The sequence below is a fragment of the Amycolatopsis coloradensis genome (genome assembly GCF_037997115.1).
Lineage (GTDB): Bacteria > Actinomycetota > Actinomycetes > Mycobacteriales > Pseudonocardiaceae > Amycolatopsis > Amycolatopsis coloradensis_A.
Window position 1 is genome coordinate 3,325,241 of the sequence record NZ_CP150484.1, and the last position, 15,866, is coordinate 3,341,106.

Consider the following 15,866-nt stretch of genomic DNA (forward strand, 5'->3'; position numbering starts at 1 on the left):
AGATCAGTCCTCCACGGGCTTCGTCCAAGCCACCTGCACCAGGCCCGTCCCATGCCGCCGCGACACCAGCACACCCCGTCCTGCGGGCTGAGGCCCGGGCTTGACGTCCCCGAGCAGCGCCCCTTCGTCCCGCGACCCGGACATCACGAGACCGGGGGAGCCCAGCTCCCGGATCCGTTGCAGCACAGGCTCGAACAGGGACCGCCCGGCACCGCCGCTCCCGCGCGCGATGACGAGGTGGAGCCCGATGTCCCGAGCCTGCGGCAGGAATTCCAGCAGCGGCTGCAACGGGTTCCGGCCGACGGTCGCGACCATTTCGTAGTCGTCGACGAGCACGAACAGCTCCGGCCCCCGCCACCACGACCGGTTCCGCAGCTGGTCCGGCGTGACGTCCGCGCCGGGGAGCCGGTTCCGCATGGCCTGCTGGCATTGGTCGATCAGCCCGGTCAGCACGGTTTCGGAACCCGCGTAGCCGAGCAGATGCGAATCCGGCACCGCGCCCAGCATCCCTCGCCGATAGTCGGCGACGACGATCGCGGCCTCTTCCGCCGAATACTTCGACACGATGCCTTGCGCGATGGCGCGAAGGAGCGAGCTCTTACCGGATTCCACGTCACCGAAGGCCAGGAAATGCGGTTCGGTGGCGAAGTCGAGGTGCACCGGTCGCAGATTCGATTCCGCGATACCGAGCGTGACCTGCTTGCGCGGACCGGCTTCCAGCGAGTCCAGCGGCACTTCGGCGGGCAGCAGGCGGACGGCGGGGGCGGGATTTCCCTTCCAGGCGGCGGAAATCCGGCGGTTCAGGTCCAGGCCACCGGCGCCGACGGTGTCCGGGCGCTGGTCCGAGTCGATACGCGGGAGCGCCGCGAGGAAGTGCAGCTTGTCGGCGGTCAGCCCTCGTCCCGGCCGGTCCGCCGGGACGTTCTGCGCGATCTTGCGGTCGATGAGCGAGTCCGCCGGTTCACCGAGCCGCAGTTCGAACTTGGTGCCGATGGCGTCGCGCAGCGTCGCCCGCATGCCCATCCACTGGTTGATCGAGACGACGACGTGGATGCCGAAACCGAGCCCGCGCGAGGCCAGGCTGGTGATCTGTTCCTCCAGCTGTTCGTATTCCTGGCGGATCGTGGTCCAGTTGTCCACGAACAGGAAGACGTCGCCGAACTCGCGGCCTTCCGTGCTCTCCCGGAACTCCGAACGCCGCTGGCGGAACGTCGTGATCGACTCGATCCCGTTGGCGGAGAAGAACTCCTCGCGCTGTTCGAGCAGGGTCGTCAGTTCCGCCACCACCCGGCGGCAGCGCTGGGCGTCGCGCCGGGTCGCGTAGCCGGACACGTGGGGCAGCCCGGCGATCGGCGCCAGCGCGCCACCGCCCATGTCCAGCACGAACAGCTGGACCTCTTCCGGCGTGTGGGTGAGCGCGAGCATCGCGGCGATGTCGCGCATCAGCGTGCTCTTGCCGCTCTGCGGCGCCCCGACGATCAGCGCGTGCCCGGCGGCACCGGAGAAATCGGCCCACAGCATGTCGCGCCGCTGTTCGAAGGGCTTGTCCACCAGGGCGACCGGGATCATCAGCTTGCCGTTGCCACCCCAGCCCAGCGGGCACAAGCCGCGCACCGGGTCTTCGCCGAGCGGAGGCAGCAGCTGGTCCAGCGTCGGCGGTTCGGCCAGCGGCGGAAGCCAGATCTGGTGCGCTTCCGGGCCTTTGCCGTCGATCCGCGAGATCATCGCGCCGATGATGGTCTCGCCGGTGCCCTTTTCGACCGGCGCCTCGGCCTCGACGGTCACCGGGATCTCGACCGGTGCCAGCGTGAACGGCATCAGCCCGAGACTCTGCCCGTCCTTGCGCACGATCTTGCTGCGCGGCGGCAGTTCCCCCGAGACATACGCGGCCTTGAGCCGGATGAGGGTGTCGTTGTCGGACTTCAGATACGCCGAACCCGGCACGGGCGGCAGCTGGTAGGCGTCGGCGACACCGAGCACCGCGCGGCTCTCCGACGCGGAGAACGTCCGCAGGCCGATCCGGTAGGACAGGTGCGAATCCAGCCCGCGCAGCCGTCCCTCCTCCAGCCGCTGCGAGGCCAGCAGCAGGTGGATCCCGAGACTCCGCCCCAGCCGCCCGATCGCGACGAACAGGTCGATGAACTCCGGCCGCGAGGACAGCAGCTCGCTGAATTCGTCGATGATCACCAGCAGTGACGGCAACGGCCGCAGGTTGGCGCCCGATTCCCTGGCCTTTTCGTAGTCCCGCACCGACGCGTAGTTCCCGGCGGCGTGCAGGAGCTCCTGACGCCGCAACAGTTCGCCGTTCAGCGCGTCCGCCATGCGGTCGACCAGCGCGAGGTCGTCGGAAAGGTTGGTGATGACGGCGCAGGTGTGCGGCAGCCCGGTCATCCCGGCGAACGTCGCGCCACCCTTGAAGTCGATCAGCGCGAGGTTCAGCTTCTCCGACGAATGCGTGACGGCGAGCGCGGTGACCAGCGTCCGCAGCAGCTCGCTCTTGCCGGATCCGGTCGCGCCGATGACCAGCCCGTGCGGCCCCATCCCGCCTTCGGCCGATTCCTTCAGGTCGAGTTCGACCGGCCTGCCTTCGGGGTTCACGCCCAGCGGGATACGCAGCCGGTCCCGCGCGGACCGCGGCGCCCAGGTGACTTCGGTGTCGGTGTCGCGCGGATCGCCGATGCCGAGCAGCCCGGCCAGCCCGAACGTCGCCGACATCGGCGCCTCGCTGACCACCGCCGTGCCCTGGAACAGCGGCGTCAGCATCCGGGACAGCGCTTCGGCGGCGCCGCGGTCCAAGGTGTCCGGCTTGCCGAGGAAACCGAGCCGTTGCTCCGTCCCGTCACCGACGACCATCCCGAGCTGCTCCGGGCTCATGTGCAGGCTCAGCAGCCGTTCCGACGAGACCGACCGCGGCTGCTCCGTGCCGATCTCGATCACGGTGACACCGAGCCTGCCCTCCTCGGCGACGAGCCGCGTGTCGCCGTGGGTGTGCCCACCGTCCACGATCACGACGATCTGGGGCAGGTCCAGCCGGGCGTCCGGCCGCCGGGTGAACGCGGGCCGGTCGCCGAGGTCGGGGCCGAGCAGGTCGGCGAGCTTCCCGGAGCCGGCGTCGACGAGCCGCCGCGGACCGGCGGCGTCGGCGGCGGTGGAGGCGACGTGCGGCAGCCACTTCGCCCACTCCCAGTCGTGCAGCCGGTCGTCCTTGACGCACAACGCGATCCGCAGGTCGCCGGGCGAGTGGAACGTCGCCAGCTGGGTCAGCAGCGCCCGCGCGGTCCCGAGTGTGTCCGGGCGGCGGCCGGACAGGACGACCTGCGCGAACGACCGCAGCGAGACCGCGACTGGGAGTCCGTCGACCGTCGAATAGGTGCGGATGAAGTGCTTGAGGTTCGTCGAGCACACCGGGTCGAGGTCTTCCAGCGGCACGGTCTGCGGCGCCTTCAACGGTGTCGCCAGCCGCTGCGGCCCCGTTCCGATCCGCACCTGCCCGAACTGGGCGTCGGACCGGCGGCGATCCCACAGCCTGCCCGTCTCGATGCAGGCCCACAGATCCGCCGGGTCGGGCTGCAGCGCCGTCATCGCCGCGCGCTGGTTGTCCGCGATGTCCCGGACCTGACCGCGCAAACCGGTCAGATACCGCTGGTAGTCCCGGCGTTCCTCGTTGATCTGAGCCTTCTTCTGTGCGCCGCCGCGGCCGAGCGACATCACGACCATGCCCACCATCGCGGTGAGGAACAACGCGCCGAAGATGTACGTCATCACGCCACCGTCGCGTCCGATGTAGACGAACGACATGGCTCCCATGCCCAGCATCATCGGCATGAACATCAGCAACTGCATGGCTCCGCCGGAGGAGCCCTTCGGCAGCATCGGCGGGGACTGCAGGACGATTTCACCGGGCTGCTCGCCCAAGGCCGGCAGGCGGTCGCGAGTGGCGCTCATCAGGGTCTTTCTGGCCGCTTGTGGGTAATCCTGCCGATCATTCTGGCCACTCGTGCCGCCCTCTTGGTGGGTACTTTTGCCGTCCGCTCACGTCTGGTGGCGAACTTACGCTGCTGGTCAACGCAGACGTGGGGGAAGAGAGTAAGGAGAGCCATGGTCGGCACGGGCGAGTACCGGGCGGAGCCCGAGGCCATGCGCTCGGCGGTCGGGAACCTGGGCGGCATCATCATGCAGGGCATCAACGTCGTCGCCGACCTCGAACGCACCGTCCTCCAGCCGATGTCGTTCGCCACGTTCGGCAGCGCCGTGGCGGCGGCCAACACGGCCATGCAGAGCCAGCAGGTGGTCGCGGTCCGGACGCTCCTGCAACTGCTGCAGCAGATCAACGGCTTCATCAAGAGCAGCGCCGACGCCTACCAGGCCGCCGACGAGGCGGTCGCGGGCGGATACGGCGGCCGTCCGGGCGGCGGCGCCGGATCGACGTCGTCGTCGATCTGGGGCAACTCGCACGCCTCCGAACTGGCGACGCTGGCCATCAACGACAGCGCCGGCGGCGAGGGCGAGCCGTCGTCGGTCGGCAACGTGCTGCGCTACCTGGGGGACGCGCGGCTGGGTCAGCTCGGCGACCACCCGATCACCGACACGCGGTTCCACGGCGTCTCGGATTTCAACGACTGGCTGGCCGGTGACGCCGACAACCAGGCGCGGGTCGGGGTCATCGAGGTCTACGCCGGTACGGCGCGCAACTTCGGCGACGTGCCGGGCGGGGTGCACAGCGGCGACGTCGTCGTGGTCGAACCGCTCCTGTTCTCCGACAGCAAGCCGATCATCGCCATCGCCGGAGAGGGCGGGCTGCTCTACAACCACGGAATCGTCGACGCGGACATCAACGGCCTGGCGAAGGTCAGTGTCTACCGCCCGGCTTCCGTCTGACTTCCGGCCTGAGGAGCGACCATGCTGACTTACCCCAATTCCAGCGCGATGGACGCCACGGCGTCCTCGGGCGGACCGATCACGATCCTGCCGCAGATCCTCACCGGTCAGCCGGAGCAGATCGCGAAACACGTCCTCGAAGTGCTCAAGAAGGCCAACGAGTTCCTCACCATGTACAACGAGGTGACGAAGGCCGCCGAGCAGCTGGGCAAGATCTGGTCCGGCGCCGCGTCGGATTCCGCGTTGAAGAAGATCACCGACTCCCTGAACTCGCTGACCAAGATCATCCAGGTCGTGCAGAAGGGCGCCGAACTGCTCGGCATCGCCGGGACGCTGATCAAGACCGCGCAGACCGCCTACAAGGCGGTGGTCTCGGCGGTGAACCCGACGGTCGCGGGCCTGATGTCGAATCCGTGGACCTACGGCGCCGCCGTCGCGCTTTCCACCGCCACCAGTGCTTCGCTGCGCGCGTTCATCACCGCGATCGGCGCGCTGCTGAAGGCGCTCGGCGTGGTCGACCTCGCCAACCAGATCACCCAGATCGCCACCATCATCGGCGAGGTCCAGAAACTGTTCGGGCACAACGACGCCGGTGACAACGGCGCGGCGGGCAACTCGGCGGTCTCGGGCACCCCGGTCACCAACCCGCAGGCGCCGGGCTCGGTCGCCAGCGGTTCGGGACAGGCCGCCATCGGCGGTTCCGGTGGCGGTGCGGGCGGTGGTTCGACGCCGGGCGAGACGCCACCGTTCACCCAGTACCGGCCTCCCGCACTGGGCGGGAACGGCTCCCAGGGCAACTGGCCCGGCGGCGCCGACGCCTGGATCCCGGTGGACAGACCCTCGGGCGGCGGTGCGGGTTCCGGCGGCTCGTTCCCGGCTGCGGGCAACGGGAACACGGTCACCATCACCACCGACCTGAGCACCGGGAAGTCCACCGTGCAGGCGCCGGGTGGGCAGGACATCGATATCGACATCGACATGAACTACGGCGGCAAGCACTTCGAGCAGCACATCGATATCGATGCGGGAGCTGACTCACCGGCGAAGGGCAGGTAGCCGTGTGGGGGAGCGGTGTGGTCGACGCGTCGGGCGTCGTCAGTTCGATCCTGTCGAATTACCGGCGGCTCGTGGTCGAATACCAGCGGCGGGTCACCGGTGATCCTTCGGCGCTGACCGCGGCGGGCCGGCGGTGCGGCGATCGGGCGTCGACGGTTTCGGGCCGGGCGGACGAGATCGGCAAGGCGGCGAAGGCGCTCAACGCGTCTTGGGAGGGCGACGCCTACACGGCGTTCTCCACCTCGGCCGCGAAACTGAGCCAGGAACTCGGGGAGCTCGGCGCGAAACTGAGCGACCAGTCGAACCGGCTGCGGGCGGGCGCGCAGGCCCTGCAGGGCGCGAAGTCCTGTGTGGACTCGATCCTCGCCCAGTTCGACCAGTACGCCGCGCAGCTCATCAGCCAGGCGCGGACGGCGAACGCGAACGCGGTCAACGCGTTCATCTCCGCCGCCCGGCAACTCGGTGAGCGTGCCGCGCAGGCGGCGCAGGAGATCGCCGACGAGCTGAGCGAAGAACTCGCGCGGCTGTTCCCGCCGGAGGGCACCGGCCGGATCGAGCACGAGCTCGGCAAATGGGGCCGCGGCCCGTTGTACTGGCTCAACGGTGAAGCCCTCGACGGCCGCAAACGTCCGCGCTCGCATCCTTCCTGGTTCGGCAACTCGGGCTGGAAGAAGCTCACTTGGGACGGTCTCGAAGGCACGCGCGCCCCGCGCGCGGGTGACACCCCGTTCGGCAGGCCGAAGCCGGATGGCCTGCGCGACAAGGCCTTGGGCAACACCGAGATCACCTACGCCAAGTGGAAGCAGGAGCAGGACGGCTTCACCCCGGGTTGGGACGCCAAGATCTCCTCGCAGGGCTGGGACGTCAAGGCGTCCGGGCACGCGGAACTGGCCGCCTTCAAGGAAGAACTCGAACGCAAGGGCGAGTGGGGCGTCGCTTCGGGCAGCGCCAAGGGAACCGCGTTCGTCGGCGGTGAGGTGAACGGATCGCTGCAGGCGGGCGCGCACGGGGTCGGTGTGCACGCCAACGCCTTCGTCGGCGGCAAGATCGAAGGCGAAGTCGCGGCGGACGTGGCCGGTGTCGGCGTCGGCGCGAGCGGAACCCTCCAATATGGACTCGGCGCGCAGCTCGACGGCCAAGCCGTCTACGACGCCGGGCACATCAAGGTCAACTTCAAGGCGGGTGTCGCGCTCGGCCTCGGTGCCGGGATCGGCGCGAAGATCGACATCGATCTGCCGAAGATCGCGGACACCGTCGGCGAATACGGCGGCGCGGCCGTCGACGCGGTGAGCGGCGCGGCGGGCCAGGCGGCGGACGCCGTCGGCGAGGCGTGGGACGACGCGATCACCTACGTGGGCACGTGGTGACGGGGATGAGCGAAACGATGACGCAGGACCGGGTCTCCCTCCCGCTCGGATTCGACATCCCCGAGGGCTGGGTGCCGGTCGAGCCGGCGTCCGTCGGTGCCGAGGGCGCGGTCTTCGTGGCGGTGCACTCCGGGACGTACGCGGAGTTCACCCCGAACATCACCCTGAGCATCGGGCAACGGCCCGACCCGGCGGAGATCACCGGCATCGCCGACGAGGCCGTCGAACGTCTCGGCCGGTCCATGGCCGCGCTCGAAGTGGTGCGGCGCAAGGTGATCGGCACCGGGATCGCTCCAGGGGTGACGCAGGTGCTGCGCATCCGCACCGGCGAAGGACAGGATCTCGTACAGACGCAGGTGCTGCTGACCGTGCCGGGAGCGACCCCGGCCGAGCGGCTGATCCTCGAAATCGCTTGTACCGCAACGCCCGAGGCGGCCCGTGGCCTCGGTGACGACTTCCGGCGGTTCGTGGGCAGTGTCCACGTCCGGCGGGATTTCACCGCAGATGAAGGAGAAGACTCGTGACCACCGACCCCTACGCCATGCCGGACATGGACGAGTTGCTGGACCAGGTCCGCAAGCAGACCGAAGAGGTGCAGCGCATCCAGCGTTCGGTCGAGGCGATGGAGGTCAAGGCGCACTCGCGGCAGAACGAGGTCACCGTCGTGCTGCGTGGTGACGGCCGGTTCACCTCGATCGACATCGACCCGCGCGCGGTGCGTCAGTACGACGCGCGCAACCTCTCGGAGATCGTGCTGGAGGCGGTCAACAACGGGCTGCAGAAACTGGCCGAGGCCAGCAGCGCCAAGTTCGCCCCGGTCATCGAGTCCGCCAAGTCGATCGAAGCATGACGGCCGCGATCGCGGGATCCACCCGGCGCGTCACGGTGGTGACACCGCGGGCGCGCGTCGATGTGGCCCTGCCGCAGCAGAGCACGTTCGCCGAACTCGTCCCGCAGCTCGTGCGGCTCGCGGGCGCGTCGGGACAGGCGTCGGCCGAGCATCCCGGCTGGGTGCTGTCCCGGCTCGGCGGCGCTCCGCTCGCACTCGGGCTCACGGTCGCCGCGGCACAGGTGCGCGACGGCGAAGTCCTCCATCTGACCCCGCGGGAACGCCCGCGGGGTCCGCTGCTGTTCGACGACGTCGTCGACTCGATCGCCAGCGTCGCCGAGTCGGGCACCGGGCGGTGGGGGCCGCCGGTGGCGCGCAAGGCGGGCATCGTCGCGTCGGTGGTGCTGCTGCTCGCCGGTGGGCTGCTGGTGCAGGCCGCCGCGTCCGGCAGTGTGCTGGCGCCGATCGGGACCGGGCTGCTCGCGCTCGTCCTGGTGCTGGGCGGCGGCGCGCTGAGCCGCGCATACGGCGACGCGGAGGCCGGTGCCGCCGGCGCGCTCGCCGGGGTCGGCGCGGCCCTGCTGGCCGGGATGTCGATCCTGCCGCCGCATCCGCTGTTCTCGCTGTCGGCCGGACCGCTCGCCGCCGGGTTCGCGATCGTGACCGTCTATGGCGTGATCGCGGCCGTTTCGGTGGCGGACCGGTTGCCGTGGTTCGTCGCGGTGACCGTGTCGGCCGGGCTCGGCGCGATCACCACCGCCATCGTCCTGCTGGCCGATGTCCGCCCGGTTTCGGCGGCCGCCGTGGTCGCCGTCGTGGCGACGGCGCTGGCCGCGGTCGCGCCGATGATGGCGCTGCGGCTCGGCAGGCTGCCGCTGCCCCGGGTGCCCGACGACATGGACTCGTTCCGTGCCGACGAGAACCCTTCGCTCGGGGAGGACATGGTCGGCGGCACGACGTACGCGCAGGCGTTGCTGACCGGGCTGCTCGTCGCGCTCGGGCTCGTCGTGGTTTCGGCGTCGGTGGTCCTGTCGTCCTCCGGCGGGGCTTGGGAAGCGGGCTTGTGCGCGCTGCTGGGTCTGGCGCTGATGCTGCGCTCGCGCGCCTTCGCGGGCCGCTCGCAGCGGGTCGTGCTCATCGGTTTCGGCGCGGCGGCCCTGGCGGCGGCCGGATTCTGGCTCGCCGCGAGCGGTCCGCGTTCGTTCGTCTTCGCCGCGGGCTGCGCCGTCGTCGTCGCGGCGGGCGTCTGTCTCACCTACGCGACGCGTGTCGCGAAGGGACGTCGTTCTCCTTATTGGGCAAGGACTCTCGATATCGTCGAGTTCCTGGTGCTGCTCTCGCTGATCCCGTTCGTCGGCATGATCGCCGGGGTCTACGAGGCCGTGCGGGGCTGACCCGCTTCTCGCATTCAGAGGACTAAATGCGTCACGTCCGTGAAGGACTCCTTCCCTACCCTCAGAGAAGAAAGGAGTCCTCCACGGACCGTCCCCTCAGTTCTCCAGCGCCAGCGGCAGGGTCCGCCGGACCGCCGCCGCGTGCCGTCCGTGCAGCGGGGTCACCGCGATCCCACTCGGCCGCACCGGTTCCGCTCCCGGTCGTCCGCCGACCCGGATGGTCACCTCGGACTTCTCGCGTCCGCCGGGCGAGCGGTACAGCGTGTACGAAGTCGCGGTGAACGCCGAGCCGGGGACGTGAAGATCCAGTGTCCGCGCGAGATCCCGCTCCGACCGGGGCCGGTAGCAGACCTGCGACGCCCCGCCCCAGTCCCAGGAACGCCAGCCGTCCACCGGCGCGTCCTGGCCGCTGCCGAGCGCGACGCGCAGGTTTTCCGTCACCTCGCCGGCTTCGAGCACGGTGCTCTCGAACCCGGCTTCGGCGAGCGCGCCCATCAGGGACAGTGCCGCGCAGGCGGTGCTACGCAGCGCGCCGAGTTCTCCGCCGCCTCTGGCGAGCGCGGCGATCGGCGCGTCCTCGGGCCGGTACCGGACGGTGAGCCAGCGGACGCGCAGCAAGGACTGTCCATTGGGGACGGTCCAGGTCAGCAGTTGCGCGCTGGACAAAGGGATCCCGGTGCTCGTGTACGCCTCGCGCAGGATGCCGACGAGCGTGTCCGGCGCGGGTGCCACTGCGCCGGGGGTGAGCCGCACGATGGCGCTCCACCCGTCGCCGACCTCGGCGACCCCGAAGCGGTTGCCCGCGCGGTCGACGTGCTGGCGCACCCGGACAGGACCGGCGAGCCGGTGCAGCGGATCGGGGACTTCGTGTTTGTCGCGGCGCTTCAGCCGATACCTGGCCCAGGTGAGCGCCCAGCCCGCGGCGTGGCGTCCGGCGAAGCGGACCGAAGTCGTCAGCACGAGGACGCCGGCGACGGCGACGATGCTGATCCACGCGACCTGCGGGATCCCGTCGACGGTGAGGGCCAGCAGGATCGCGATCCCGGCGATCTCCCAGAGCGCCGCCTGCAGCGGACGGATCGGCAGCAGCCAGGGCAGCGGCGCCGCGCCCGCCATCCCGCGTGGGGGCGCCTGTTCCGGGACCGGGCGGGCCGGGGCTTCAACCGACAAGGAATTCCCCTCCTCCGTGCACGCGCACGACGGTAGCCCCGCCCCGCGCGGGGGAGGGGCGTAAAAAATACCCTCACCGTGAACCTGGCCGGAACCTAACGTGAGCACCCTCGAAACGGGTGGGCACGAAGGCGGGGGACGGGAGCGTGTGGACGCAGCGGGACCAGATCCAGGCCTACCAATTCCTCCGCAGGAGACTGGTTTCGGCACTGGTCTCGGCTGACGCCAACCATCCGGTCGCCCCGAGTCGCAGGCTCGTCATCGGAACCCTGTGCGGCCTCGGCGTCGCGTTGCTGGTCACCGCGGTGTTCGGCGTGATCGGCCTGCTGAACCCGTCCGGCGGCAAGGACTGGCTAGCGGGCGGCAAGGTGATCGTCGAAGAGGGCACCGGCGCGCGCTACATCCTCGGCCAGGACGGCGCGCTGCATCCTGTGCTCAACTACGCCTCCGCGCGGCTGATGGCGGGCGGCAACGGCGAGGCCACTGTGACGGTCCCTTCGGACAAGCTCGCGAAGGCGCCGAGGGGTTCGCAGATCGGCATTCCCGGGGCCCCCGATTCGCTGCCCGCGGCGGCCGCGCTCGTGAATACGCCGTGGACGAGCTGCTCGCGCACGACCCAGGACGCGCCCGCGTCGGCCGAACCGGAGACGACGGTGCTCCTCGGCGCGCCCGCCGCCGGGGTCGACCTGCCGAGGGACCAGGCCGTCGTGGTCCGTGTCCCCGACGGCGAGCGCTACCTCGTCACGGCGGGACGCCGCTACAAGCTCACCCCGGAGGCCGCCACGGCGCTGCAGTTCGACACCTACCCGGTGATCGCGGTGTCCTCCCGGTGGATCGGTACCGTCGCCGCCGGACGCGATCTGGCCTACCGCGCGGTCGAAGACGCCGGGCGGCCCGGCCCGAAGGTCGGCGGCGCCGCGACGAAGGTCGGTTCGGTGCTAGGCGTCGTCGACGCGATGGCGTCACCCAACGACGCGACGTCCTACTACCTCGTCCGCGCCGAAGGGCTCGAACCGATCGGCCAGACCGAGGCGAGCCTGCTGATCAACACCCCGGAGAACGCGGACGCCTACATCGGCGTCCCGGCGCCCGTCGCGGTGCGCGCGGCCGACGTGGCCGCGGTGCCGAAGGTCGCCAAGGCGAGGACGGGTGGGGCCGATCCCGCGGAGTATCCGGACCGGATCCCGCGAAAAGCGCCCGTTACCGGACAGTCCGTGACGTTATGCGCACAGGGTTCTCGAATCGTTATCTCCGCACAGGTCCCGTTGCCGCAAGGTGCGAAGGCGATCCCGGTGACGGCGCGCACGGACGCGCTGGTCGCCGACGCCGTCTTCGTGCCTCCGTCGGGAGGCGCGGTGGTGGCGGAATCCGGTTCCGGCACGGTCTACGTCGTCACCGACACGGGCCTGAAGTACCCGGTGGCGAGCACTGAGGCACTCGCTTCCCTCGGATACGGCCAAGCCGAACGGCAACCGGTTTCGAATGGATTGCTGGCACTGGTGCCGCGCGGGCCCGCGCTGGATCCGGCGCAGGCAGGCCGTGCGGTGTCCGCGGCGGTGGGTGGGACGGGGTGATCGGGAACGTGCAGAGGACCGAAGACAGGCCGGAGACCGACCGGGTCGACGTCGCGGTGATCGAGGACCATCCGCTGTACCGGCACGCCGTGGTCCGGGTCCTCACCGAGGCCGAAGGGATCGAGCTGGGCGCCGTGGTCGATTCGGTCGCCCGGTTCCACGTCCATCCGCAGCCGCCCGGCAGCGTGGTGCTGCTCGACCTCGGCCTGCCGGGGATCGCCGGGGCGGCCGCCGTGCTCCAGGTGGCCGAACTGGGGCATCACGTGCTCGTGGTGTCCGCGCAGGCCGAGCCCGAACAGGTGCTCGGTGCGATCGCCGCCGGCGCCAAGGGTTTCCTGTCCAAGGACGTCGACGTCGACGAGCTGCTGACCGCGATCAGGACGGTCGCGCGCGGCCGGGCCTACGTTTCCGCGGTGGTGGCCGGAATGATCATCAAGGACAACGCCGACCGCCCCGCCGCGGCTCCGGACGTCGCGCTCTCCGCGCGGGAGAAGCAGGTCCTGCGGCTCGTCGCGGCGGGCGAACGCGACGTCGACATCGCCCGCATCCTGGGCATCGGAGTTCGGACGGTCCGCGGTTATCTGGACCGGATCCGTGACAAACTCGGAGAGAGAAGGCGGGCCGGTCTGGTCCGCAAGGCCATCCAGCTCGGGCTCGCGTCTCCGCCGGAGGTGCCCGGCCCGTCTCGGCCGGTCGCGCCCCGCGCCGACGCGGGCGGATTCGAAGGACGCCGGTGAACGCAGACGAGCAGCAGCCGAAACGCACCACGCCGATCAACGTCGGGGTGATCGAAGATCATCCGCTGTACCGGGACGCCGTCGCGCGTGTCCTCACCGAAGCGCCCGACATCGCGCTGGGCGCCGTCGCCGACTCCGTCGCGCGGTTCGCCGTCCAGGAGCAGCCGCCCGGCAGCGTCGTCGTCCTCGACCTCAAGCTGCGAGGCGTCCAGGACGCCGCCGCCGTGCTCGAAGTGGGACAGATGGGGCACAAGGTGCTCGTGGTGTCCGCGCACGCCGAGCAGCCCGAGGTACTGGGCGCCATGCAGGCCGGTGCGAAGGGCTTCCTGTCCAAGGACGTCGACGGCGACGAACTCCTGCGCGCCATCCGCACCATCGCCGAGGACAACGCGTACGTGTCGCCGACGCTGGCCGGGATGATCATCCAGGACAGCGAAGACCGCCACGCCGGGCCCAAGATCGTCCTGTCCGAGCGGGAGAAGCAGGTCCTGCGTCTGGTCGCGGCGGGCGAACGGGACGTCGACGTGGCGGAGATCCTGAACATCAGCGTGCGGACCGTGCGGTCCTATCTCGACCGGATCCGGGACAAGACCGGGGAACGGCGGCGGGCCGGATTCGTGCGGGTGGCGATCCGGGAAGGCCTGCTGCGCTAGATTCAGAGGACTAAATGCGTGGCCCCGAGAAGTTCACCCGCAGCGTGTAGACCGAACTGCTCGCCGTGATGAACAGATCGTTCCGCCGCGGCCCGCCGAAGGTCAGGTTGGAACAGATCTCCGGCACCCGCAGCTTTCCGATCCGCGTGCCGTCGGGCGCGAAGCAGTGCAGGCCGTCGTGCGCGGCGGCCCAGACCCGGCCCGCGGCGTCCACGCGCACGCCGTCGAAGCCGCCGGCGTCACAGGTGGCGAAGATTCCGCCGCCGGAAAGCCGCCCGTTGTCCACCGAGAAAACCCTGATGTGGCTGGGTTTCTGCCGCGTGTCCGCGATGTAGAGCAGCGATTCGTCCACCGAGAACGCGAGCCCGTTCGGGCGCGAGAAATCGTCCGCGACGATCCGCACCGCACCGTCCACCGGATCGACCCGGTAGACGTGGCAGGCGCCGATCTCGCTTTCCGCCTGATGGCCTTCGTAGTCGCTGTCGATGCCGTAACTCGGGTCGGTGAACCAGATCGCGCCGTCCGAGGACTCGACGACGTCGTTGGGGCTGTTGAACCTCTTGCCCTGATAGGTCTCCGCGAGGACGGTGGTCGCGCCGTCGTGTTCGGTGCGCGTCACCCGGCGGCCGCCCTGCTCGCAGCTGACGAGCCTGCCCTGGCGGTCGACGGTGTGCCCGTTGTGGAATCCGGCGGGCTCGCGGAACACGCCGACCGCACCGGTGGTCTCGTCCCAGCGCAGGACCCGGTCGTTCGGGATGTCGCTGAACACCAGGTACCGGCCGGCGGGGAAGTAGGCGGGCCCCTCGGTCCACCTGCAGCCGGTGTGCAGTCGTTGCATCCACTCGTCCCCGTTGACGCGGGCGAACCGCTCGTCGAGGACTTCGAAGTGCGCCTTGACCATGTCCATGAGAACCCCAGTGTTCCGAATGAGATATTGCGATCATCATGAAACGCCGCACTTGATATGGTCAACCCATGGATGACGTGGATCGCATGTTGCTCACCGTGTTGCAGCAGGACGCGACTCAGGCGTACGCCGCGCTCGGCAAGGCGGTCGGCCTGTCCGCGGGCGCCGCGCACGAACGGGTCCGCAAACTACGCGAACAGGGCGTCATCCGGCGCACGACCGTCGACGTCGACCCGGCGGCGGTCGGCCGGGGAGTGATGGCGTTCGTGCTGGTCGAGGCGGGCTCGTGGATGGGCGACGCGCCGACCAAGGCCGCGCTGGAGGCGCTGCCGGAGGTCGTCGAGGCGCATATCATCGCGGGCCCGGCCTCGCTGCTGGTGAAGCTGCGCACGCCGACCACCGAGGAACTGCAGGCGTCACTGCGCAGGCTGTACGCGATCGAGGGCGTCACCGGGACGCAGACGATCGTGGTGCTCGAATCCTTCTTCGAGCGCTCCGTGGACGCTAGAGGCGACGATTCGCCAGCACACCCGTCGCCGCCCGCGCCTTCCCGCTGACGGCGGGATCCACCTCGACGACCACGAGTTCCGGCCCGGCGCCCAGCTGGGTGTGGACGCGGCCGAAACCGTCGGACACCGTGGAGTAGCCGATCCCCGTGGGCGCCTTCGGGTTCACCGGGGTCGAGGTCGTGGCCGGATCGGCCTGCCCGCAGCCCAGCACCCAGCAGCCGGAGTCGAGCGCGCGGGCGCGCACCAGTACCTCCCACTGCTCGCGTTTGCCCTCGCCCGCACCCCAGGACGTCGGCACGAGGACGATGTCGGCGCCGTCGTCGGCCAGCTTCCGGAACAGTTCGGGAAAGCGGATGTCGTAGCAGGTCGCGACGCCGAACGTGGCCCCGTCGACCTCGAAGGTGGCAGGCGCGGCACCGGGCGCGACCGTGTCGGACTCGGCGAACCCGAAGGCGTCGTACAGATGGATCTTGTCGTAGCCGAAGTGATGCCCCGCGCCGGTGACGAGCAGGGTGTTGCTCACCCGCCCGTCGGGTGACGGCGTGAACATGCCCGCGACGACCACGACGCCGTGTTCCTCGGCGAGTGCGGCCACAGTGGACGCCCACGGTCCGTCCAAAGGTTGCGCGACGGGCCCGAGCGGGATGCCGAAGCGCGCCATCGCCGCCTCCGGGAACACGACGACCCGGGCGCCTTCGCCCGCCGCGGCCGTCACGCCCTCGCGAATCAGCTTCAGGTTCGTCTCGGGATCCTCGGCAGCCGTGAGCTGGCACAACCCGATTCGCGGCACGG

Annotated in this window: 14 protein-coding genes; 10 read left to right on the forward strand and 4 right to left on the reverse strand. The window is 70.2% G+C overall.

What is annotated here, in order from left to right; genetic code table 11:
- Positions 1-3 precede the first annotated feature (3 nt).
- Positions 4-3,945 (reverse strand): type VII secretion protein EccCa, encoded by a 3,942-nt coding sequence (gene eccCa, locus LCL61_RS15885; RefSeq protein WP_340687525.1) that lies wholly within the window; start codon positions 3,943-3,945, stop codon positions 4-6.
- 153 nt (positions 3,946-4,098) lie between these two features.
- On the opposite strand from eccCa, the gene LCL61_RS15890 reads away from it, so the two are divergent.
- Genes LCL61_RS15890 through eccD form a run of 6 tightly spaced genes read left to right on the forward strand, consistent with a single transcriptional unit; the run spans position 4,099 to position 9,524 of the window.
- A complete protein-coding gene (locus LCL61_RS15890) occupies positions 4,099-4,878 on the forward strand; it encodes a WXG100 family type VII secretion target (protein ID WP_340687526.1) in 780 nt (259 codons plus the stop codon).
- Between the two features lie 21 nt (positions 4,879-4,899).
- Positions 4,900-5,934, forward strand: a complete 1,035-nt coding sequence (locus tag LCL61_RS15895) for a hypothetical protein (RefSeq protein WP_340687527.1) — start codon at positions 4,900-4,902, stop codon at positions 5,932-5,934.
- A 17-nt stretch (positions 5,935-5,951) separates the two neighbouring features.
- On the forward strand, positions 5,952-7,301 hold the full coding sequence (locus LCL61_RS15900; protein WP_340687528.1) for a WXG100 family type VII secretion target: 1,350 nt from the start codon (positions 5,952-5,954) through the stop codon (positions 7,299-7,301).
- Between the two features lie 5 nt (positions 7,302-7,306).
- The gene (locus tag LCL61_RS15905) at positions 7,307-7,825 is read left to right on the forward strand and encodes a hypothetical protein (protein ID WP_340687529.1); all 519 of its coding nucleotides are present in this window, start codon (positions 7,307-7,309) and stop codon (positions 7,823-7,825) included.
- Positions 7,822-8,151 (forward strand): YbaB/EbfC family nucleoid-associated protein, encoded by a 330-nt coding sequence (locus LCL61_RS15910; RefSeq protein ID WP_016336001.1) that lies wholly within the window; start codon positions 7,822-7,824, stop codon positions 8,149-8,151. Before LCL61_RS15905 ends, LCL61_RS15910 begins: the two co-directional genes overlap by 4 nt.
- Positions 8,148-9,524 carry a type VII secretion integral membrane protein EccD gene (gene eccD / locus LCL61_RS15915; protein ID WP_340687530.1) on the forward strand — a complete coding sequence of 459 codons (1,377 nt, stop codon included), beginning with the start codon at positions 8,148-8,150 and terminating at the stop codon, positions 9,522-9,524. Before LCL61_RS15910 ends, eccD begins: the two co-directional genes overlap by 4 nt.
- A gap of 96 nt (positions 9,525-9,620) precedes the next feature.
- Here eccD and LCL61_RS15920 read toward each other — a convergent pair whose 3' ends face one another.
- Complete coding sequence (locus LCL61_RS15920) at positions 9,621-10,694, reverse strand: type VII secretion protein EccE (RefSeq protein WP_340687531.1); 1,074 nt, start codon at positions 10,692-10,694, stop codon at positions 9,621-9,623.
- 119 nt (positions 10,695-10,813) lie between these two features.
- Here LCL61_RS15920 and eccB point away from each other — a divergent pair, with 119 nt between their 5' ends.
- Genes eccB through LCL61_RS15935 form a run of 3 tightly spaced genes read left to right on the forward strand, consistent with a single transcriptional unit; the run spans position 10,814 to position 13,658 of the window.
- Complete coding sequence (gene eccB, locus LCL61_RS15925) at positions 10,814-12,268, forward strand: type VII secretion protein EccB (RefSeq protein ID WP_425342005.1); 1,455 nt, start codon at positions 10,814-10,816, stop codon at positions 12,266-12,268.
- Positions 12,265-13,005: a response regulator gene (locus tag LCL61_RS15930; protein ID WP_425342006.1), complete on the forward strand. Its 741-nt coding sequence runs from the start codon at positions 12,265-12,267 to the stop codon at positions 13,003-13,005. Before eccB ends, LCL61_RS15930 begins: the two co-directional genes overlap by 4 nt.
- Positions 13,002-13,658: a response regulator gene (locus LCL61_RS15935; RefSeq protein ID WP_034319368.1), complete on the forward strand. Its 657-nt coding sequence runs from the start codon at positions 13,002-13,004 to the stop codon at positions 13,656-13,658. The genes LCL61_RS15930 and LCL61_RS15935 overlap by 4 nt, the downstream gene beginning before the upstream one ends.
- Before the next feature lie 10 nt (positions 13,659-13,668).
- Here LCL61_RS15935 and LCL61_RS15940 read toward each other — a convergent pair whose 3' ends face one another.
- Positions 13,669-14,565 carry an SMP-30/gluconolactonase/LRE family protein gene (locus LCL61_RS15940; RefSeq protein WP_340687533.1) on the reverse strand — a complete coding sequence of 299 codons (897 nt, stop codon included), beginning with the start codon at positions 14,563-14,565 and terminating at the stop codon, positions 13,669-13,671.
- Positions 14,566-14,633: 68 nt separating this feature from the next.
- Here LCL61_RS15940 and LCL61_RS15945 point away from each other — a divergent pair, with 68 nt between their 5' ends.
- Positions 14,634-15,122, forward strand: a complete 489-nt coding sequence (locus LCL61_RS15945; RefSeq protein WP_340687534.1) for an Lrp/AsnC family transcriptional regulator — start codon at positions 14,634-14,636, stop codon at positions 15,120-15,122.
- Here LCL61_RS15945 and LCL61_RS15950 read toward each other — a convergent pair.
- The gene (locus LCL61_RS15950; protein ID WP_340687535.1) at positions 15,070-15,864 is read right to left on the reverse strand and encodes a carbon-nitrogen hydrolase family protein; all 795 of its coding nucleotides are present in this window, start codon (positions 15,862-15,864) and stop codon (positions 15,070-15,072) included. The genes LCL61_RS15945 and LCL61_RS15950 overlap by 53 nt on opposite strands.
- Between the last annotated feature and the right edge of the window lie 2 nt (positions 15,865-15,866).